The sequence below is a fragment of the Streptomyces sp. NBC_00252 genome, assembly GCF_036187565.1.
GTDB lineage: Bacteria > Actinomycetota > Actinomycetes > Streptomycetales > Streptomycetaceae > Streptomyces.
This window is the reverse complement of sequence record NZ_CP108087.1, coordinates 4518480-4539082: the sequence shown is the minus strand read 5'-3', so window position 1 is coordinate 4539082 and position 20603 is coordinate 4518480. Positions and strand designations below refer to the sequence as shown.

General features: G+C 71.1%; 17 protein-coding genes. 9 read left to right on the top strand and 8 right to left on the bottom strand.

Going from position 1 to position 20603, the window contains the following annotated elements; genetic code table 11:
- Nucleotides 1–20 precede the first annotated feature (20 nt).
- Nucleotides 21–206, top strand: coding sequence for a hypothetical protein (locus tag OHT77_RS19650; RefSeq protein WP_328829829.1), 186 nt, complete (start codon nucleotides 21–23; stop codon nucleotides 204–206).
- Between the two features lie 281 nt (nucleotides 207–487).
- Here the strand turns inward: OHT77_RS19650 and OHT77_RS19645 are convergent, their stop codons facing one another.
- Entirely contained in the window at nucleotides 488–3715 is a 3228-nt protein-coding gene (locus tag OHT77_RS19645) for a S41 family peptidase (protein ID WP_328829827.1), read from the bottom strand.
- A 165-nt stretch (nucleotides 3716–3880) separates the two neighbouring features.
- On the opposite strand from OHT77_RS19645, the gene OHT77_RS19640 reads away from it, so the two are divergent.
- From OHT77_RS19640 to OHT77_RS19605, 8 genes are all read left to right on the top strand, one after another.
- Entirely contained in the window at nucleotides 3881–4480 is a 600-nt protein-coding gene (locus OHT77_RS19640) for a TetR/AcrR family transcriptional regulator (protein WP_328829825.1), read from the top strand.
- 122 nt (nucleotides 4481–4602) lie between these two features.
- Nucleotides 4603–6825, top strand: coding sequence for an MMPL family transporter (locus OHT77_RS19635; protein WP_328829824.1), 2223 nt, complete (start codon nucleotides 4603–4605; stop codon nucleotides 6823–6825).
- A 110-nt stretch (nucleotides 6826–6935) separates the two neighbouring features.
- The gene (locus OHT77_RS19630) at nucleotides 6936–7487 is read left to right on the top strand and encodes a cysteine hydrolase family protein (RefSeq protein ID WP_328829823.1); all 552 of its coding nucleotides are present in this window, start codon (nucleotides 6936–6938) and stop codon (nucleotides 7485–7487) included.
- Between the two features lie 76 nt (nucleotides 7488–7563).
- A complete protein-coding gene (locus tag OHT77_RS19625) occupies nucleotides 7564–8076 on the top strand; it encodes a YbaK/EbsC family protein (protein ID WP_328829822.1) in 513 nt (170 codons plus the stop codon).
- Nucleotides 8073–8921 (top strand): DMT family transporter, encoded by an 849-nt coding sequence (locus OHT77_RS19620; RefSeq protein ID WP_328829821.1) that lies wholly within the window; start codon nucleotides 8073–8075, stop codon nucleotides 8919–8921. Before OHT77_RS19625 ends, OHT77_RS19620 begins: the two co-directional genes overlap by 4 nt.
- 139 nt (nucleotides 8922–9060) lie before the next feature.
- Nucleotides 9061–9996 (top strand): ABC transporter ATP-binding protein, encoded by a 936-nt coding sequence (locus tag OHT77_RS19615; protein ID WP_328829820.1) that lies wholly within the window; start codon nucleotides 9061–9063, stop codon nucleotides 9994–9996.
- The gene (locus OHT77_RS19610; protein WP_328829819.1) at nucleotides 9993–11348 is read left to right on the top strand and encodes an ABC transporter permease; all 1356 of its coding nucleotides are present in this window, start codon (nucleotides 9993–9995) and stop codon (nucleotides 11346–11348) included. The genes OHT77_RS19615 and OHT77_RS19610 overlap by 4 nt, the downstream gene beginning before the upstream one ends.
- A gap of 4 nt (nucleotides 11349–11352) precedes the next feature.
- Nucleotides 11353–14106 (top strand): alkaline phosphatase family protein, encoded by a 2754-nt coding sequence (locus OHT77_RS19605; protein WP_328829818.1) that lies wholly within the window; start codon nucleotides 11353–11355, stop codon nucleotides 14104–14106.
- Here OHT77_RS19605 and OHT77_RS19600 read toward each other — a convergent pair.
- From OHT77_RS19600 to OHT77_RS19570, 7 genes are all read right to left on the bottom strand, one after another.
- Nucleotides 14076–15551, bottom strand: coding sequence for a metallophosphoesterase family protein (locus OHT77_RS19600; protein ID WP_328829817.1), 1476 nt, complete (start codon nucleotides 15549–15551; stop codon nucleotides 14076–14078). The two genes, OHT77_RS19605 and OHT77_RS19600, sit on opposite strands and share 31 nt — an antisense overlap.
- A 68-nt stretch (nucleotides 15552–15619) precedes the next feature.
- Complete coding sequence (locus tag OHT77_RS19595) at nucleotides 15620–16783, bottom strand: serine hydrolase domain-containing protein (protein WP_328829816.1); 1164 nt, start codon at nucleotides 16781–16783, stop codon at nucleotides 15620–15622.
- 46 nt (nucleotides 16784–16829) lie between these two features.
- On the bottom strand, nucleotides 16830–17234 hold the full coding sequence (locus OHT77_RS19590; protein ID WP_328834281.1) for an organic hydroperoxide resistance protein: 405 nt from the start codon (nucleotides 17232–17234) through the stop codon (nucleotides 16830–16832).
- Between the two features lie 175 nt (nucleotides 17235–17409).
- The gene (locus OHT77_RS19585; RefSeq protein WP_328829815.1) at nucleotides 17410–17877 is read right to left on the bottom strand and encodes a MarR family winged helix-turn-helix transcriptional regulator; all 468 of its coding nucleotides are present in this window, start codon (nucleotides 17875–17877) and stop codon (nucleotides 17410–17412) included.
- Nucleotides 17874–18632 carry an energy-coupling factor ABC transporter ATP-binding protein gene (locus tag OHT77_RS19580; protein ID WP_328829814.1) on the bottom strand — a complete coding sequence of 253 codons (759 nt, stop codon included), beginning with the start codon at nucleotides 18630–18632 and terminating at the stop codon, nucleotides 17874–17876. Before OHT77_RS19580 ends, OHT77_RS19585 begins: the two co-directional genes overlap by 4 nt.
- Complete coding sequence (gene cbiQ / locus OHT77_RS19575) at nucleotides 18620–19381, bottom strand: cobalt ECF transporter T component CbiQ (RefSeq protein WP_328829813.1); 762 nt, start codon at nucleotides 19379–19381, stop codon at nucleotides 18620–18622. The genes OHT77_RS19580 and cbiQ overlap by 13 nt, the downstream gene beginning before the upstream one ends.
- Nucleotide 19382: 1 nt before the next feature.
- A complete protein-coding gene (locus OHT77_RS19570; protein WP_328829812.1) occupies nucleotides 19383–20414 on the bottom strand; it encodes an energy-coupling factor ABC transporter permease in 1032 nt (343 codons plus the stop codon).
- Between the last annotated feature and the right edge of the window lie 189 nt (nucleotides 20415–20603).

Below are 20603 nucleotides of genomic sequence, written 5' to 3'. Positions count from 1 at the left end.
CTGCACGGGAGTGAACCCACATGGGTATGAAGGACCAGTTCCAGGACAAGGCCAAGGACCTCGCCGACAAGGCGAAGGAGCGGATGGACCAGGGTAAGGACCAGGCGCGGGACCGGGGGCAGCAGCGGGACGAGGACGTTCAGCGTACGGGGCAGGGTGCGCGTGAGCGGGTGGAGCGGGAGATGGACCAGGACTACGACGCGTAACTGTTCGTAGTCTGTATGCGTGGGGCGCCCTGGTTTTTGGGGCGCCCCACGTTTCGTTGTCGGGTGCGGGCCGGTGGGGGCTGGGTGCGCAGTTCCCCGCGCCCCTGAAAGGCCTCGCTCATCCCTGTTTTAGACGTGGCGGCGCGGTTCCCTGCGCCTCTGAAAGGCCCCGCCCTTCCCTGTTTTAGAGCGTGGCGGCGCGGTTCCCCGAGCACCTGAAAGGCCTCGCCCCTCCCCGTTTTAGAACGTGGCGGCGCAGTTCCCCGCGCCCCTGAAAGACCTCAAGAGCGTGGCGGCAGCTTTGGTCTGCTTCGGTTTGGTACGGCTGAGTGGTCCGGTGGGGTTGCCGGGGGGTGGATGGACAGGAGGTCAAGGGCCAGTTTGATCGCGTCGTCCAGTTGGGCGTGGCGGCCCTCCGCCCAGTCCAGGGGGGTGCGGAGGATCTCCAAGTCGGGGGTGACTCCTCGGTTTTCCACCGACCAGCCGTAGGCGTCGAACCAGGCCGCGTTCATGGGCACGGTGATCACCGTGCCGTCGCCGAGCTCGTGGCGGCCGGTCATGCCGACCACTCCGCCCCAGGTGCGTTGGCCCACCACCGGGCCGAGTTTCAACAGCTTGAACGCCGCCGTGATCATGTCGCCGTCCGACGACGTCGCCTCGTCGGCCAGGGCAACCACCGGGCCCCTGGGGGCGTTCGAGGCGTAGGACACCGGTTGGGCGTTGCGGGTGAGGTCCCAGCCGAGGATCGTGCGGGTGAGTTTCTCGACCACCAGCTCGCTGATGTGGCCGCCCGCGTTGCCGCGTACGTCGACGATCAGGGCGGGGCGGGAGACCTCCAGGCGCAGGTCGCGGTTGAACTGGGCCCAGCCGGAGCCGCCCATGTCGGGGATGTGGAGGTAGCCGCAGTGGCCGCGGCTCAACTCCCGTACCACGGCCCGGCGTTTGGCCACCCAGTCCTGGTAGCGCAGGGGGCGTTCGTCGATCAGGGGGACCACGGCGACCCGGCGGGCCCTGCCTTCGCCCTCCGCCGGGGTGAAGGTCAGCTCGACCGTGGTGCCGCCCGCGCCCGCCAACAGGGGGTAGGGGCCGGTGAGTTCGTCCACCGGGCGGCCGTCGACGTGGGTCAGGATCGCGCCCTCCCGGATGCCGGTGCCGGCCAGGGGTGAGCGGGCCTTGGAGTCCGAGGACTCGCCGGGGAGGATGCGGGCCACCGTCCAACCACCCTCCCTGCGCACGAAGTTGGCGCCCAGCAGGCCCTGGCGGCGCTGGTAGTGGGGCGGGCCCTCGTTGCGGCGGGACGGGGTGACGTAGGCGTGCGAGGTGCCCAACTCGCCCAGGACTTCCCGCAGCAGGTCCGCGAAGTCGTCGGGGGAGGCGACCCGGTCGACCAGCGGGCGGTACTGGTCAAGGACCCCGGTCCAGTCGATGCCGCACATCTGCGGGTCCCAGTAGTACGCGCGGATCAGGCGGCCCGCCTCCTCGTACGACTGGCGCCATTCGGCGGGCGGGTCCACCTCGTGGAGGATGCGGCGGAGGTCGATCCAGACCGTGGAGTCGCTGTCGCCGGACTCCGTCGAGGGGACCGCGCGCAGTTCGTCCTCGTCGACCACGACCAGCCGGGTGCCGTCGCCGCTCACCGCGAACCAGTCCAGGTGGTCCACGAGTTCGGACTTCTTCGCCTTGCTGATGTTGAAGTACTCGAGGGTCGGGCGGCCGCTGGTGTCGTCCGGGTTGGCGAAGGTCTCGCCCAGCGCGCCGGAGATCGGCCAGCGCAGCCAGACCAGGCCGCCGCCCGAAACCGGGTACAGCGCCGAGTACTTGGAGGCCGAGACCGGGAACGGGGTCACCCTGCTCTCCAGGCCCTCCACCTCCACCGTCACCGTGCCGTCCGCGCCCTCGTCGTCCTCCGCCGCGTCCAGGCCGCCGGCGGCCGGGCGGCCCTCCGGGGTGAGCGCGAAGGGGGAGGGCGTGGCCGAGGAGAGCGGGACGAGGTAGGGGCGGCAGCCGAGCGGGAAGGACAGGTCGCCGGTGTGGACGTCGTAGACCGGGTCGAAGCCGCGCCAGGAGAGGAAGGCGAGGTAGCGGCCGTCCCTGGTGAAGACCGGGTTCTCGTCCTCGAAGCGGCCGTTGGTGACGTCGACGATCAGGCGGTCCTTGATGCGGGCCATCTTGATCTGGCGGAGGGAGCGGCCGATGCCCGGGTGGGACCAGGTCAGCCAGCTGCCGTCGGGGGAGAAGGCGAGGTCGCGGACGGGTCCGTTGATCGAGCGGATCAGCTCCGTCACTTCGCCGTTGGACTCCTCCGTGGCGTCCAGGAGCAGGAGCCGGCCGTCGTGCGCGGCGATCGCGAGGCGCTCGCCCGCCGAGTCCGACACCAGCTCCAGCGCGCGGCCCACCTCGCCGGAGGCGAGCCGGCGGGGCTCGCGGTCGCCGGTGGCGCGGGGGAGGTAGGCGATCTCGATCGCGTCCTCGCCGTCGGCGTCGGTGACGTAGGCGACCTGGCCGCCGGAGCCGAGCATCTCGGGGAGCCGGACGCGGACGCCCGGGGTGTCGGTGATGGTGCGGGCGGGGCCGTCGCGGTGGGTCAGCCAGTACAGGCTGCCGCGGACGACGACGGCGCTCGCGCGGCCCGTCTCGTCGACCGAGATGCCGTCGACGTGCTGGGCGGCGGGGACCTGATACGTACGGCGGCCCGCGCGCGGCCCGCTCAACCGCACGTCCAGCGTGCGCGGGGTCGACGTGGGGGACAGGTCGTCGACGATCCACAGGTCGCCGGCGCACTGGTACACGACGCGGGTGCCGTCGCTCGCCGCGTGCCGGGCGTAGAAGGCGTCGTGGTCGGTGTGGCGGCGCAGGTCGGTGCCGTCGTAGGAACAGGAGTAGAGGTTGCCGATGCCCTCGTGGTCGGAGAGGAAGGCGATACGGCCGTCGACGAACATCGGGGAGTGCAGATGGCCTTCGAGGTCGGCGAGGAGGCGGCGGCCGTGCAGCCAGAGGCGGCCCATCGCGCCGCCGCGGTAGCGCTTCCAGGCGGCCGGCTCGTGCGGCGGGGTGCCGGTCAGCAGCAGGGTCCGGTGTTCGCCGTCGATGTCGGCGAGCTGGATGTCGGCGACCGGGCCCCAGGGGAGCCGGCCGCCGGGGTCGCCGTCCGTGGGGACCTTGTGGGCCCAGGTGAAATAGGAGAACGGTTCGCCGTGCGAGGCCACCGCAAGGATGTCGCCGTCGGGGGTCCAGCCGCAGACCTGGGTGTCGGCGCTGCCCCAGTACGTCAGGCGGCGGCCGGGGCCGCCCTCGACCGGCGCGAGATGGATCTCCGGGACCAGGCTGCGCCAGCTCGTGTACGCGATGTGGCGACCGTCGGGCGAGAAGCGCGGGTGGCCGACCTTGGTGCGGTCGACGGTGAGCCGCCAGGCGCGGCCCCTGCCGTCGAGGGGGGCCAGCCAGAGGTCGTCCTCGGCCACGAAACTCAGGAGGTCGCCACTGAGGTGCGGCAGGCGCAGATAGCTCACGTCCCTATGCTTTTCCGGGGGACGGACCGGAGCAACTCGTGAAAAATCCTCGAGGGTGACTCAACACACGTACGAAACGGTTTCGTTTCGTTGTGGAGTGCGCTACATTCGTGACCACGAGGTAGGTACGAAACCGTCTCGTTCGGATCCGGAGAGGTGAGTGGCATGACTGAAGTCGCAACGGCGCGTCGCAGTCGCATCACGCCCGAGCGCGAGGCCGAGCTGTACGCGGCCGTGCTCGACCTGCTCCGGGAGGTCGGCTACGACGCCCTCACCATGGACGCCGTGGCGGCCCGCACCCGGTCAAGCAAGGCGACGCTCTACCGCCAGTGGGGCAGCAAGGCCGAGCTGGTGGTGCGTGCCATGCGGCACAGCAAGCCGGGACGGGTCACCGACGTCGACACCGGGACGCTCCGGGGCGACATGCACGCCATGGTGGTCCGCGAGGACGACTGCCGGATGGAACAGAACTCCGCGCTGATGCGGGGCCTGGCCATGGCCACGCACAACAACCCGGACCTGCTGCGGGCGTTCCGCGAGCTGATGGTCGAACCGGAGATGGAAGAGTTCCGGATCGTCATGCAACGTGCCATCGACCGGGGTGAGGTCCGTGCGGACTGCCCGGCGCTGCGGTACGTCGTGCACATGATGATCGGCGCCTTCGCGACCCGGACGCTCATCGAGGACCAGCCGCCGACCCAGGAGTACCTCACCTCGTACATCGACGCCGTCATGCTCCCCGCTCTCGGCGCACCCACCTCCTGACCCACCCACAGCACGCCCTCCTGACGTAACCGCTCACGTCGTCGGGCCGATCATCCGCGTCCCCCACCGGCTGATCACCCCTGCCCCGAAGAACCCCACGACCTGACCGGGAGTACGCCCTCGTGGCCACGTTCCTCTACAAAGTCGGCCGGCTCGCCTTCAGGCGACGGCACTACGTCGCCCTGCTATGGATCGCGCTGCTGACGCTCGCGGGAGTCGGCGCGGCCAGCGCGCCCGCCGCCGGCGCCTCCTCCTTCTCCGTACCGGGAACCGAGGCCCAGAAGGCCTTCGACCTGCTGGAGCAGCGCTTCCCCGGGATGAGCGCCGACGGCGCCACCGCCCGGGTCGTCTTCAAGGCCCCGGCCGGCGAGAAGCTGGACACCGGCGCCAACAAGGCCACCGTCGAGAAGACCGTCAAGGACCTCGGCGACGGCTCCGAGGTCGTCTCGGTCGCCGACCCCTTCAAGGGCAAGGCCGTCAGCAAGGACGGCACGATCGCCTACGCGTCCGTGAAGTACAAGGTCTCCGGCATGGAGCTGAAGGACGCCTCCAAGGACGCCCTGACGGACACCGCGGAACAGGCGCGCAAGGCCGGACTCACCGTCGAGGTCGGCGGTGACGCGCTCACCGCGACCCCCGAGACGGGCTCCACGGAGATCATCGGCATCGCGATAGCCGCCGTGGTCCTCGTGATCACCTTCGGCTCCCTGCTCGCGGCCGGCTTCCCGCTGCTCACCGCCCTCATCGGGGTCGGCATCGGCGTCTCGACGATCACGGCACTCGCCAGCGCCCTCGACCTCGGCACCACCACCTCCACCCTCGCGATGATGATCGGCCTCGCGGTCGGCATCGACTACGCCCTGTTCATCGTCTCCCGCTACCGGGCGGAGCTGGCGGAGGGCCGCGAACGCGAGGACGCGGCCGGACGAGCGGTCGGTACGGCGGGCTCGGCGGTCGTCTTCGCCGGCCTCACGGTCGTGATCGCCCTGGTCGGCCTGGCGGTCGTCAACATCCCGATGCTGACGAAGATGGGCGTGGCCGCGGCCGGCACGGTCGCGATAGCGGTCCTCATCGCCCTCACCATGATCCCGGCGCTGCTCGGCTACGCCGGCAAGAAGATCAAGCCCACCGGCCAGAAGAGCAAGCTCCTGGGCGGCGGACGCGCCAAGTCCGCCGAGAAGTCGGCCCGCCCGAACATGGGCACCCGCTGGGCGAGCTTCGTCGTACGACGCCCGCTCGCGGTGCTGCTGCTGGGCGTGATCGGACTCGGCGCGGCGGCGATCCCTGCGGCCTCCCTCGAACTGGGCCTGCCCGACGACGGTTCGCAGCCCACCTCCACCACCCAGCGCCGGGCCTACGACCTGCTGTCCGAGGGCTTCGGCCCCGGCTTCAACGGGCCGCTGATGGTCGTCGTCGACGCGAAGGACAGCAAGACCCCGAAGGCCGACGTCACCACGGTGACCGACAAGATCAAGGCCCTCAAGGACGTCACCACCGTCACCCCGGCGAGCTTCAACAAGGACGGCGACACCGCGACGATCACCGTCGTCCCGGACTCCAAGCCGTCGTCCGTCACGACCGAGGACCTCGTCCACGGCATCCGTGACGCGGGCGCGCAGGTCAAGGCGGACACCGACTCGTCGGTCCTGGTCACCGGTACGACGGCGATGAACATCGACGTCTCCCAGAAGCTGAACGACGCGCTGATCCCGTATCTGATCCTGGTGGTGGGCCTGGCCTTCCTGCTCCTGATCGTGGTCTTCCGCTCGGTCCTGGTCCCCCTGAAGGCGGCCCTCGGCTTCCTGCTGTCGGTCATGGCGGCGCTGGGCGCGGTCGTGGCGGTCTTCCAGTGGGGCTGGCTGTCCGGCCTGATGGGCGTCGAGGAGACCGGTCCCGTCATGTCGATGATGCCGATCTTCATGGTCGGCGTGGTCTTCGGACTGGCCATGGACTACGAGGTGTTCCTCGTGACCCGCATCCGCGAGGCCCACGTCCACGGCGAGAAGCCGAGCCAGTCGATCGTCACCGGCTTCCGGCACAGCGCCCGCGTGGTGACCGCGGCGGCCGTCATCATGATCGCGGTGTTCTCCGGCTTCATCAGCTCCAGCGAATCCATGATCAAGATGATCGGCTTCGGCCTCGCGATCGCCGTCTTCTTCGACGCGTTCGTGGTCCGCATGGCGATCGTCCCGGCGGTGCTCGCGCTGCTCGGCAAGCGGGCGTGGTGGCTGCCGAAGTGGCTGAACCGGATCCTCCCCAACGTGGACGTCGAGGGCGAGGGCCTGCGCGAACTCGACTCCAAGGACTCCGACCCGGACGAGGACCGCGAACTGGTCCGCGCCTGACCTTCCGAGTCCTGACCGTCCAGGTACGGCACAGGTGGACCCCGGCCCGTCGTCACGGTGCCGGGGTCTTTCCCTGCCCGCGGCCGGTCCGGTCGATAACCTCCTGAGGCATGACCACTCTGTCCGAACGTCCGCACACCGCTCTGCTGTTGATCGACGTCCAGGTCGGCGTCGTCGCCGAGGCCCACGCCCGTGACGCGGTCGTCGCCACCATCGCCGGGCTCGTCGACCGGGCCCGCGCGGCCTCCGTGCCGGTCGTCTGGATCCAGCACTCCGACGACAACATGCCCCAGGGCAGCGAGGCCTGGCAGTACGTCCCCGAACTCACCCGCCGCGACCCCGAACCCCTCGTCCCCAAGAGCTACCCCGACTCCTTCGAGGACACGACGCTGGAGCAGGTCCTCGCCGAGGCCCGGGTCGGACACCTGGTCGTGGCCGGCGCCTCCACCGACGCGTGCATCCGCTCCACGATCCACGGCGCCTTCGTACGCGGCTACGACGTGACGCTCGTCGCGGACGCGCACACCACGTCGGACCTGAGCGGGTGGGGGGCGCCCGTGCCGGAGCAGGTCATCGCCCACACGAACCTGTACTGGAAGTACCACGAGGCGCCTGGGCGCACGGCAGCGGTGGTCCAGGCGAAGGAGGTGACGTGGGCGTAGGGCCACGCGCTTCCCGGCCGGTCCGGCGGTCGGAACTCGGTCGCAGGTCCGGTGGACCCACGGCTACCGTGCCCCCATGAGCATGAACGACACCGAAGACGGCAACACCGGCGCGAACCCCCGATTCGCCGACGCGCTGAGGGAGTTGGGGCTCGCGGAGCTGCTCGGTCGTATCCGGCGCTTTCCGGATGCCACCCGTACCGCGGCCGAGGCAGCCGCCGCGATCGGGTGTGAACTGAGCGAGATCTGCAAGTCCCTGATCTTCGCGGCGGACGGGGTCCCCGTGCTGGTGCTGATGGACGGGGCGTCCCGGGTGGACGTGGAGCTGGTGCGGCGGGAGCTCGGCGTGGAGAAGGTCACGCGGGCCAAGGTGGATGTCGTACGGGAGACGACCGGGTACGCCATCGGGGGTGTGCCGCCGTTCGGGCACCGTACGAAGACCCGGGTGCTCGCCGATCGGTCGCTGCTCGCGCATGACGTGGTGTGGGCCGCAGCCGGGAATCCGCATGCCGTGTTTCCCATGGAGCCCAAGGAACTTGTCGCCCACGCCGGTGCGACTCTGGTGGATGTGCGCGAGCAGGACGCGTGACGCCGCTGGTCGCTGCCGCTGTTCTGCTCGCCGCCGTGACCCACGCCTGCTGGAACGCGCTCGCGCACCGGATCACCGACAAGCTGGTCGGATTTACGCTCATCGCGGGCGGCGGGACGGTGATCGGCCTCGCGATGGTGCCGTTCACGGACGTCCCGGCGGCGGGAGCGTGGCCGTATCTCGGTGCTTCGGCGCTGATCCACGTGGCGTACTACCTGCTGTTGATGAAGTCGTTCCGGCTCGGTGACTTCGGGCAGGCCTATCCGATCGCCCGGGGTACCGCGCCGCTCGTGGTGACCGTGCTCGCCGCCGTCTTCGCGCACGAGGTGCCCGACGGGTGGGCCGCCGCCGGAATCGCCCTGTCCTGCACGGGACTTACCGGTGTCGCCCTGTGGGGGATGCGCGGGCGGCGCCCCAACTGGGCAGCGATCGGGGCCGCGTTGGCGACCGGTCTGTCCATCGCCGCGTACACCGTGGTCGATGGGCTCGGCGTGCGTGCCTCGGGGTCCTCGCTGGGGTACATCGCCTGGCTGATGGCGATCCAGGGGTGGATGATCCCCGCGTATGCCCTGCATCTGCGGGGCGGCCGTCAACTGGCGTCCGGGGTACGGCCGTTCGTCGGGGTCGGGTTCCTCGGCGCCGCCCTGTCGGTCACCGCGTACGGCCTCGTGCTGTGGGCCCAGACCCGCGCCGACCTCGCTCCTGTCGCCGCCCTGCGGGAATCGTCCATCATCGTCGGCGCGGCGATCGGCGCCGTCTTCTTCAAGGAGCGGTTCGGCGCGCCGCGTATCGCCGCCGCGGCTCTCCTCGTCCTCGGCATCGGGCTGATGCTGCGGGCGGGTTGACGGGGGCCGCGCAGACCGTTCGTTTACCCGGCTTGCCGTTGGTTTGACGATCCGTTCCCCGGGCGTTCAGTCAACTGCCTGTGTGCGGGATGTGTGGTGTCCCTAGGGTCCCTGAGGATTCAGGAAGAGAAGGGGCCTCATGGACACACTCCACGCGGTCCGGGCCGGCGGGATCACCCGGTGCTTCGGCGAGGTCGTGGCACTCGACGGCGTCGATCTGGATGTGACACAGGGTCAGATCCACGGTCTGGTGGGGCCGAACGGCGCGGGGAAGACGACCCTGCTCGGCCTGCTGCTGGGGCTGGCCGTCCCCGACCGCGGCCGGCTGGAGATCCTGGGCACGCCGGTGGAGCGCGCGCTCGCCGTGCCGGACGGTGTCGCGGGGTTCGTGGACGCCCCCGGTCTCTATCCGTCGCTCACCGCCCGGCAGAACCTCGTCGCGCTGGCCGGCCTGCGGGGCGAGGACGCGCGGACGGCGGGGGTCGACGACGTGCTCGACCAGGTCGGGCTCACCGATGTCGCCGACGACAAGACCCGCGGCTTCTCCCTCGGCATGCGGCAGCGGCTCGGACTCGCCGCCGCCCTCCTCACCCGACCCCGGCTGCTCGTGCTCGACGAACCCGCCAACGGCCTTGATCCGGCCGGGAAGAGACATGTGCACCGGGTTCTCAGCCGGCTCGCCGCCGAGGGCACGAGCGTGGTGCTCTCCAGCCACCACATGGACGACCTGGAGGCGTTGTGCGCCGAGGTCACCATCCTCGACACCGGACGCGTGGTGTTCTCCGGGCCGCTGAACAAGCTCGCCGCCGAGAACCGTGAACTCGACTACCGGCTGCGGACCTCCGACCCGGAAGCCGCACGCCGGCAGGCCGACGGCACGGCCGGGATACGCGTCCTGGACGGCGTCCAGCAGGACAACGAGGTGCTCGTCGTAAGGGCGTTGGTGTCCGCCCTCGACGAACTCGTCGCCGGGCTCGTGCGGTCGGGGGTCGCGGTGCGTGAACTCGCCCCCGTCGTATCGCCGCTTGAGGCCGCGTTCCTCGCCCTCACCGAGCGCCGGGAGCATGACGGATGACCGCCACCGCCATACGGCCCGCCGCCGCCACCCGGCGTGTTCCGGTCGCCCGCGCCTACCGCTTCGAACTGGTCAAGCTCGTCTCGCAGTGGCGGATCCGGCTGCTGGTGCTGGCCTGTTGGGTCGCGCCCGCGCTCTTCGTCGCGGGAGTGAGCCGGCAGAGCACGCTGCCCTCCGACACGCTCTTCGGGCGCTGGATGCTCGCCACGGGGTGGGCCGGGCCGCTGGTGGTGCTGGGGTTCGCCGGCACCTGGGCGCTGCCGGTGCTGACCTCGGTGGTCGCCGGTGACGTGTTCGCCGCCGAGGACCGGCTCGGTACCTGGCGTCATCTGCTGGTGGCGGTCCGCTCGCCCCGGCGGATCTTCGCGGCGAAGGCCCTCGCCAGTCTCACCGTCATCCTGATGCTGGTGGCGGGGCTGGTCGGTTCCAGCGTGATCGGCGGGCTACTGGCGGTCGGGAACCGGCAGTTGGTCGGTCTCGACGGTCAGCTGCTGACGCCGGGGGACGCCGCGGGCCGGGTGCTGCTCGCCTGGCTCTGCGCGCTCGCCCCCACCCTGGCCCTGGCCGCGATCGGACTCCTCGGGTCGGTCGCGCTGGGGCGGTCCCCGATGGGGCTGCTGCTGCCTCCGCTGGTCGCGCTCGCCCTGCAGGTCGCCCAGATGCTGCCGCTGCCGGTGGCCGTCCGCCTCGCCCTGCCCGGCTACGCCTTCATCTCCTGGAACGGCCTGTTCACCAGTCCCGCCCAGCTCGCCCCGCTCCTCATCGGCGTCGCGGTCGGCCTGGTGTGGGCCGCCCTCGCCACCGCACTGGCGTATCTCCTGTTCGTACGGCGGGACTTCACCAACCCGGCCTACGACGGGTCCGGGCGCCGCGCGCTCACCGTGGGCCTGCTGCCGCTCGCCGCGCTGACCGCCCTCACCGTCGGAGCGGTCGCCGTGGCCACCCCCTCGACGGGTTCCGGGATCGGGCAGGAGAAGGTCGAGCGGTCCCTCGCCACCGCGTTCGCGCACCTCTACCGCATGCAGACCGGCCAGCTGCACCGCCCCGCCGTCACCGAGGCGCAGCTGCGGACCTCGGCGGCCTGCACCAAGAGCGACGGGCAGGCCGCCCAGGAGGGACCCGGCAACGACTGGCGGTGCGTGGTGAGTTGGCACCTCCCCGGTGTCGCGGTCACCGGGACGGCGATCTACCAGCTCGACATCGGCCCGGACGGACGGTACGTGGCCGACGGCGACGGGCCGAAGGAAGTCAACGGCTACTTCCTGGTGCGGACGCCGGCCGGGGACACCCCGAACCCGCTCTGGCAGTTCGACGGCAACGTCGACCTGCTCGACACCACCTCGAAGGGATAGGCCCATGCAGGTAACGCGGCAACGCCGGGTCCATGAGAAGGAGCAGGTCAACCTCTTCGGCAGACGCGTCGGCCGCCGGGCCGTGCTGGTGACGGCCGGTATCGCCGTCGCCCTCGGTGTCACGGGCACCGCGGTCGCCTCGACGTACCGGTTCGGCACCCAGCAGGTCGGCCAGACCACCGCGAACGGCCAGGTCATCTCCAGCGACCAGTACATCAAGCCGTACGGCAGCCGTACCGTCGTCAACGACGGAAAGATCATGTCGTCGACGGTCAGCCCGGACGGCACCCGCCTCGCGGCCTCGGTCACCGACGGGGACGCCTCCCTGATCGTCATGGACCTCGCGACCGGGCAGGTCAAGCAGAGGATCGGCACCAACGCGGCGGACGACCTGCGCATCGGCAGCGCGGCCGTCGGCCAGGAGGGCCCCACCTACTCGCCCGACGGCAAGCAGCTGTGGCTCGGACAGGCGAACGGCTACACGAGGTTCACGGTCGCCGCCGACGGCACCCTCTCCGCTCCGACCGCCGTGCCGATAGCGGCCGACGGCACCAAGCAGGCCCTCGTGGGCGCGGCCGTGTTCTCGGCGGACGGCACCACCGTGTACTCCGCGGTCAACGGCCAGAACAAGGTGGTCGCCATCGACACGGCGACCGGAACCGTCAAGCAGAGCTGGGCTGTTGGCAACGCCCCGCGTGGAATCGCCCTGGTCGGCGGCACGTTGTACGTCAGCAACGAGGGCGGCCGCCCGGCGAGGCCCGGCGACACCACCATCAACTCCTACGGCACCGACGTCGTCGCCGACCCGAAGACCGGCGCCAGCACCACCGGCACGGTCAGCGTCATCGACACGGCGAAGCCGGCAGCCGCCGTGGGCACCATCGACGTAGGACTGCACCCGACCGCCGTGTACGCGAAGAACGGCGCGGTGTTCGTCACCAACACCGCCGACAACAGCGTCTCGGTCATCGACACCCGCAAGGGCAAGGTCGTCCAGACCATCGGCACCCAGCCGTGGCCCGAGGCGTCGGTCGGCTACGAGCCCAACGCGGTGACCCTCACCGGCGACGGCCGCCTGCTGGTGACGCTCGGCCGGGCCAACGCGGTCGCCGTCTACCGCTACACCTCCCCGCAGCAGCCCGCCCGCTATGTCGGCCTGCTCCCCACGGACTACTTCCCCTCGGAGATCACCACCGTCGGCAAGAGGGTCGTCGTCTCCAACACCCGCGGCGTCGACGCGCTCCGCCCCGACGCCGCCGGGCACAACACCCACGACACGACGTCGAGCCTCACGCAGTTCACGCTGCCGAGCGACCTCACCATCAGGTCGCAGACCGCCAAGGTCTTCCGGCAGAACGGCTGGACACCCGGCTCCGTCACCACCGCCAGGAACAAGAGCCACGCGAAGGCCGTCCCGGTCCCGACCCGCATCGGCGACCCCTCGACGATCAAACACGTCTTCCTGCTGGTCAAGGAGAACCGCACCTACGACCAGGTCTACGGCGACCTCCCGCAGGGCGACGGCGACGCCTCGCTCACCCAGTTCGGCGAGAACGTCACGCCCAACCAGCACGCCCTGGCCGAGCAGTTCGGGCTCTACGACAACTTCTACGACATCGGCACCAACTCCGCCGAGGGCCACAACTGGCTGATGCAGTCGGACAACCCGGAGTACACGGAGTCCTCGGCCGGCGAGTACACGCGCAGCTACGACACCGAGAACGACGTGCTGGGCCACCAGAAGTCCGGGTTCATCTGGACCGGCGCGCAGGCGGCCGGGAAGAGCGTCAAGGACTTCGGCGAGTTCCAGTCCCTGGAGACCAAGCCCGCCGGCGCGAACTGGCAGAACCTGTACTGCGACAGCAAGAACATGGCCGCGACGGGGGCGCAGACCGCCTACCCGATCAAGACGGGGTCGGCGATCCCCTCCCTCAACGACGTGTCGGTGCAGGGCTTCCCGCTGTTCGACCTCGACGTGCCGGACATCTACAAAGAGCAGATCTGGAAGCAGGACTTCGAGAAGAACGGCCCGGCGAACCTGAACATGTTCTGGTTCTCCAACGACCACACCGGCGGCCCGGCCAACGCCGCCGCCGAGGTCGCCGACAACGACCTCGCCGTCGGCCGGATGGTCGACGAGATCACCCACAGCACGTACTGGAAGGACTCGGCGATCTTCGTCGTCGAGGACGACTCGCAGGCGGGTCTCGACCACGTCGACGGGCACCGCGCCCCGGTCCAGGTCATCAGCCCGTACGCCGAGCACGGCACGGTCGACAACCACTACTACTCGCAGATCACCATGGTCCGCACGGTCGAGCAGATCCTCGGCATCCACCCGATGAACCAGCTCGACAGCGCGGCCACCCCGATGTACGGGGCGTTCACGAAGAAGGCGGACGACACCCCGTTCACCGCGGTGCCCAACCGCACCTCGCTGACCCTCGGCGTGAACCCCCAGCCGTCCTGCGGCTCGGACACCCCGGCGGCCCAGGACACCAGGGCCGCGGCAGCGCCGACCTCCGTCGCGGTGCCGCAGGCCGAGCAGCAGCTCGCCGCCCAGTGGAGGACCTGGGCCTCGCACCAGCGGCTGACCGGCCCGAACGCCGTGCCCGACTACGCCAACCCCACCCAGATGAACCGCTACACCTGGTACCAGACCCACAACTGGACCAAGCCGTATCCCGGCGACAAGAAGGTCTACGCGCCGAACGACGTGCCCGGCGCCTACCTTCCGTCGTCGGAGTCCGACGGCTGACGGGGCACGACCCCGGACAGGTCGTGGGCGCGGACGCTGTTGCGGTCCGTGGCCGAGCGGCCCAGCGCGTGGTGCGGCCACATCCCGCCCGCCACGCGCCGGGCGCGCTCGCCCCACTCGCGCGCCTCGGCGGCACCGGCCTTGTAGTGGTTGAGGGCGTAGCCGCCGGAGTGGATCCGCAGCAGGGAGAAACCGCCGGGGTAGTCCTTGGCGGCGGTGACCTCCTGCTGGACGACGTGCGGCGCCCGGTTCAGGACGGTCCGCTTGTTCCGGTGGGTGTGGCCCGCGTGGTGCAGGAAGACACCCGGCGCCGAGACGTACGCGTCGACGATCGCGCGGGCCTGCTTCCGGTCGAGGCTCTGGCCCCGCGTCACCGGGAACACGGAGTCCCGTACCGTCAGCGGATGGTGGCCGAAGACGAGCGTCGGCCGGTCCGGGTCTTCCCTCAACTGCGCCTGGAACCAGGACAGTTGCTCGGCGCCCAGCCCGCCCGCGTCGCCGCCGTTGCCCGCCTTGTGGTAGGTGTCGAGGCCGAGGACGCGCAGCCCGCCGAGGTCGTGGGCGAAGTAGCCGGGGGTGCCGCTGGTGGTGAACGTGTCGCCGAAGGGGTCGGCCCAGTGGACCGGCGGGCGGTCGTGGTTGCCGCGTACGACGAGGTAGTCCCGGCCGAGCGTCCCGAAGCCGTCCAGGATGCGCCGCGCCGTGGCCACGTCCCGCGGCCCGCCGCCCGCCGAGAGGTCCCCGGCCGCCAGCAGCACGTCCGCACCGCGCAGCCGGGCCTCCTCGACCAGGGCCCGGCTCATGATCTCCGGGTAGGCCCCGAGACCCGCCGCCTGCGATATCCCGCGCATGCCGGGGACCCCGGAGACCAGCCCCGCGGTGGTCTCGCCGAGGTGCAGGTCGTTGCAGAGCGCGATCGACAACAGGTGTCTGCCGGGCGGGGGTTGGGGCGTGGTGAAGGAGTACGTGCCGGTCCGCGAGCCCCCGAAACCGTGCCGGGAGGTGCCGACCGCGTTGCCCCGCACATGGTGCAGCGGAGTCGGTACGGCGGCCACGCCCCGCGAACGGGCCCGGTAGTAGTACGTCTGCCCCGGTTCCAGACCGGTCAGCTCCACCTGGTGGTGCGCGGTGGGCCGGTCCTCGGCGGCGGTGCGGTTGAGGTGGCCCGGGTGGGTGCCGTAGACGACCTCGCCCTCCGTGACCGCGGGGAGCATATGGCCGAGGCCGTCGTCGGTGCCCGGGATCCCGGTGTGCCAGGTGACGATGGCGCGGTCCTCGGTGAGCGTGACCAGTTCCAGGTGGACGGCGGCCAGGGAGCGGCCCCGGCCGCGCGGGGGAGCGGCACGCAGCAGCGCGGGGACGAGGAGGGCGCCGGAGCGCAGGACGTCGTAGGGCGTGGGGAGGGCGGCGAGGGTCGCGAGGGGAGCGGAGAGGCAGCAGCGCATGTCTCTCCTCCTGCCCGTCGGCCGTGAACGGCAGCCGTGGTGGCGGCTGCCGTGGTCGTACCAGTGTGCTACATGAGGGAGGCGCGCACGGCGCGCACCAGAGCCTGCGCCCTGGGGTCCGCCGTGACGCTCTTGCGGAAGCCGTTCGTGACGTAGCCGAACGCGATGCCCGACTCGGGGTCCGCGAAGCCCAGCGCGCCGCCCCGGCCCGGGTGGCCGAAGGACGTCTCCGAGAGGAGCGGGGACGCGCTGCCGTGCAGCATGTAGCCCAGGCCGAACCGGGTGCTGATGACGAGGACGCGGTCCGGGCCCGACGAGCGCTCCGTGCGCGCCCGTCGCATCGTCTCCGGGGTGAACAGCCTTGTCCCGCCGTCGACTTCGCCGATCAGCGACGCGTAGACACGGGCCAGTCCGTCCGCCGTCGCGATGCCGTTCGACGCGGGCAGTACGGCCGCCCGGTACGCGGGATCGTTCTCGTCCGGCATCGGCGTGATCGCCCCGAACGCCCGCCGGGTCAGGGAGCCGGGGTCCGCGTACGCCTCGGAGACCGAGCGCTTGGGGCGGGTGCGGAGGACGCCGGGGTCGGTCGCCGGGGTGTCCAGCTGCGCGACCCGGCCCACCCGGTCCGCCTGAGCCGCCGGCAGGCCCACCCACAGGTCCGCCCCGACCGGCCCCGCGATCTCGTCCGCGATCCACGCCCCGATCGACCGGCCCGTCACCCGGCGGACCAGCTCACCGGTCAGCCAGCTGTACGTCTGCGCGTGGTACCCGTGGTCCGCGCCCGGCTCCCACACCGGCGCCTGCGCCGCCACCGCCGCCGCGCCGAACGCCGGGTCGGCGGCCTCGTCCGGGGTCAGCGGGCGGTCCAGCACCGGCACGCCCGCGCGGTGCGCCAGCAGATGCCAGACGAGGGTGTGCTCCTTGCCCGCCGCCTTGTACTCCGGCCAGTACTCGCCGACCGGAGCGTCCAGGTCCACCTGCCCGCGCTGGGCGAGCAGCAGGAGGGCGGCCGCCGCCACGCCCTTCGTCGCCGAGCGCACGATCTGGGCCGTGCCCTGCTCCCAGGGCGCGGTGCCGTCGACGTCCTTCGTGCCCGCCCAGAGGTCCACGACCCGGTGCCCGTGCCGGTACACGGACACGGCCGCGCCACGGTCGCCGCGCATCTCGAAGTTGGCCGCGAACGCCTCCCTGACCGGCTCGAAGCCCTCGGCCACCAACCCGTTCACGTCCACGCCCGCGCTCCCCGTCCCGAATGTTCCGCCGTACCGCTCTCCTCTTTCACCCAAGCAGGATCGTCACGTCGATGTTCCCGCGGGTCGCGTTCGAGTACGGGCAGACCTCGTGCGCCGCGTCCACCAGCTTCGCGGCGATGCCCTGGTCGAGGACCGGCAGGGACACGCTCAGGGCGACCGCGAGGCCGTAGCCGCGCTGCTTGTTGGGGCCGATGCCGACCTTCGCGGCGACCGTGGAGCCGGTCAGGTCGAAGCCCGCCCTGCGGCCGACCAGGACCAGCGCGTTGTGGAAGCAGGAGCTGTAGCCGGCCGCGAAGAGCTGCTCGGGGTTGGTGCCGTTGCCGTCGCCGCCCAGCGCCGGGGGCATCGCGACCTGGAGGGCGAGCTGGCCGTCCTGGCTGCTGACGAAGCCCTCACGGCCGCCGTGGGCGGTGGCCTCAGCGACGTACATGATCTTCGTCGGGCGGGTGTCGACAGCGGTGTCAGCGGTGTCGTCGGTCAAGGCGGGACCTCCCCCAGGGACGGAAACACGAGAGCGCGCAACTACATCGTGCACAAGATACTGACCGGTAGGGCGCCTCTGCCCGCCAGGGGGTACGAACCAGCGGTAACCCGAGGTCGGCCGGTCAGCGAGCCCTTTCCGCCGCCGCCTCCGCGCGCTCCGCCAGCCGCCACAGCTCCGCCCGCAGCCGCGTGACCTCGGGCATCTCCAGTTCCGTCGCCGCGAGCAGCGCGCCGGGGACGCTCGCCGCGCGCCTCCTGAGCGCCGTACCGCGCTCCGTGCAGGCGACCAGCACCGAGCGCTCGTCGTGCGCCGCCCGCTCGCGCTGGACGAGACCCGCCGACTCCAGGCGCTTCAGCAGCGGGGACAGCGTGCCGTAGTCGAGGTGCAGGGCGGTCGCCAGGTCCTTGATCGGGGTCTCGCCGCGCTCCCAGAGGACGAGGAGGACGAGGTACTGCGGATAGGTCAGCCCCAGCTCGTCGAGGAGCGGGCGGTACGCGGCCGTCAGCGCCCGCTGGGCCGCGTACAGCGCGAAGCACAGCTGCTCGTCGAGGAGCGGCGACCCGGCCTCGGTGTGGTCCTCGTTCGTCACGCGCCCATTGTCACGGACCGCGGGTCGAACCCGAAGGGCAACTCCAGGCGATGCGCCCGCATCAGCTCGTCGTCGGCGAGGACGTCGCCGGTCCTCCCGTCCGCCGCGATGACGCCCTCGCTGAGGATCAGCGCACGCGGGCACAGCTCCAGGGCGTACGGCAGGTCGTGCGTGACCATGAGGACCGTCACGTCCAACGACCGCAGGATGTCGGCCAGTTCACGGCGCGAGGCCGGGTCGAGGTTGGAGGAGGGCTCGTCGAGGACGAGGATCTCCGGCTCCATCGCCAGCACGGTCGCCACGGCCACGCGCCGCCGCTGCCCGAACGAGAGGTGGTGCGGAGGACGGTCCGCGAAGTCCGCCATCCCCACCGACTCCAGTGCCGTGCGCACCCGTTGCTCCAGCTCGGCGCCCTTCATCCCGGCCGCCGCCGGGCCGAACGCCACGTCCTCGCGGACCGTCGGCATGAAGAGCTGGTCGTCCGGGTCCTGGAAGACGATCCCGACCCGGCGCCTGATCTCCGCCATGTGCCGCTTGCCGACCGGGAGTCCGGCCACCGTCACCGTCCCGGCACCGGCCGTGAGGATGCCGTTGAGGTGCAGGACGAGGGTGGTCTTGCCGGCACCGTTCGGACCGAGCAGCGCGACGCGTTCACCACGCCCGACGGTGAAGTCGACGCCGAACAGGGCCTGTTGGCCGTCGGGGTAGGCGAAGGCCAGTCCGGCCACTTCGAGCGAGGGGGTCACAGCGTCCATCCCAGTAGGCATACGACGAGGGCGGCACAGGGGAGAGCGAGGGCGTACGACCACTGCGCCCGGGACGCGGTCACCTCGTCGATCACCGGCATTGAACCGGCGTAGCCCCGACTCACCATGGCGAGATGGACCCGCTCCCCGCGTTCGTAGGAGCGGATGAACAGCGCGCCCGCCGACTTCGCGAGGACGCCCCAGTGGCGGACGCCCCGGGCCTCGAAACCCCGTGACTCGCGGGCGATCCGCATCTGGCGCATCTCGTCGGTGATGACATCGCCGTAGCGGATCATGAACGACGCGATCTGGACGAGGAGGGGCGGGAGCCTCAACCGCTGGAGACCCAGGAGGAGTTCGCGGAGTTCGGTGGTCGAGGCGAGGAGGACCGAGGCTGCCACGCCCAGCGTGCCCTTGGCCAGGACGTTCCACGCGCCCCACAGGCCGTTCACGCTCAACTGCACGCCCAGGACGGTGACTTGGTCGCCCTCCGCCACGAACGGCATCAGCACCGCGAACGCCACGAACGGGACCTCGATCAGCAGGCGACGCAGCAGGAAGCCCGCGGGGACGCGGGCCGTGTACGCGACGCACGCGAGCAGCACGGCGTACAGCCCGAACGCCCACATCGCCTCGCGCGGGGTCGACACCACGACCACCACGAAGGCGAACACGGCGGCCAGTTTGGTGTGCGGCGGCAGCGCGTGCACGGGGGAGTGGCCGTGCCGGTAGAGGCGGTGGGCGTGGCCCGCGCCCATGTCAGGCCACCTGCGAGGTACTGCGGCGCCTGCGGACCGCCCAGAAGACGCCGGTGCCCGCGACGACCGTCACGCCCACGCCGATCACACCCGCGAGGCCCCCGGACAGCCGGGCGTCTTCGACGTCGCGCACGCCGTAGTCCGCGAGCGGGGAGTCCGCCGAGGCGTGCTCCTTCGTCTGCCGGTCGATGCCCTGGTCGGCGGCGACCTTCTCCAGTCCGTCGGGGTTCGAGGACGCGTAGAAACTGACGAAACCGGCGAGGACGAGGGAGGCGACCAGCCCGCCGATCCACAGCTTCCGGCGCGAGGTGTCACGAGCGGCGACCGGCTCCGACGGCCTTGGCGCGTCCACGAGTTCGCCGTCCACGCGCAGCTTGAGGCGCTGCTCCAGGCCGCGCGCGCCGTGCACGAGATCCGGGCGTACGGCGATCACGGCGCCGACCGTCAGCGCGGTGATCGCGGCCTCGCCGACGCCGATGAGGACGTGGACGCCGATCATCGCGGTGGCGACCTTGCCGAGGGAGACGTCGGTGGTGCCGCCGAGGGCGTAGAGGAGGGTGAAGACGAGGGCGGCGGCCGGGACCGAGAGCAGGGCGGCCACGAAGGACGCGGCGGTGATCGAGCGGCGGCTGCGCGGGAGGATCGTGACCAGGCCGCGGAAGACGGCGTAGGCCACGACCGTCGTCGTGATCGCCATGTCGGTGATGTTCACGCCGAGCGCGGTCAGGCCGCCGTCCGCGAAGAGGATGCCCTGCATGAGCAGGACGACCGAGACGCAGAGGATGCCGGTGTAGGGGCCGACCAGGATCGCGGCCAGCGCCCCGCCGAGGAGGTGGCCGCTGGTGCCGGCCGCGACCGGGAAGTTCAGCATCTGCACGGCGAAGATGAACGCGGCGACCAGGCCCGCGAGTGGTGCCGTGCGTTCGTCGAGCTCGCGGCGGGCACCGCGCAGGCTCACGGCGATGGCGCCGGCGGCGACCACGCCGGTCGCGGCGGACATGGGGGCGTCGATGAATCCGTCAGGCACATGCACGGGATGATTTTAGATGGTTATTGCGAGTGCTTTGCAAGAGCCAGGCACTTGTGGAATGGGGCCGCTCCGAAGTGAAACGTGGTCGCTCCGGAATGTGAGATCTGTCGCCCCGACGGGCGCTCCCGGGAAAATGTGCGACATTTGGGTAGTGGAAGCGGATGCATAGCTCTCACACAGGTCACTCAGCGT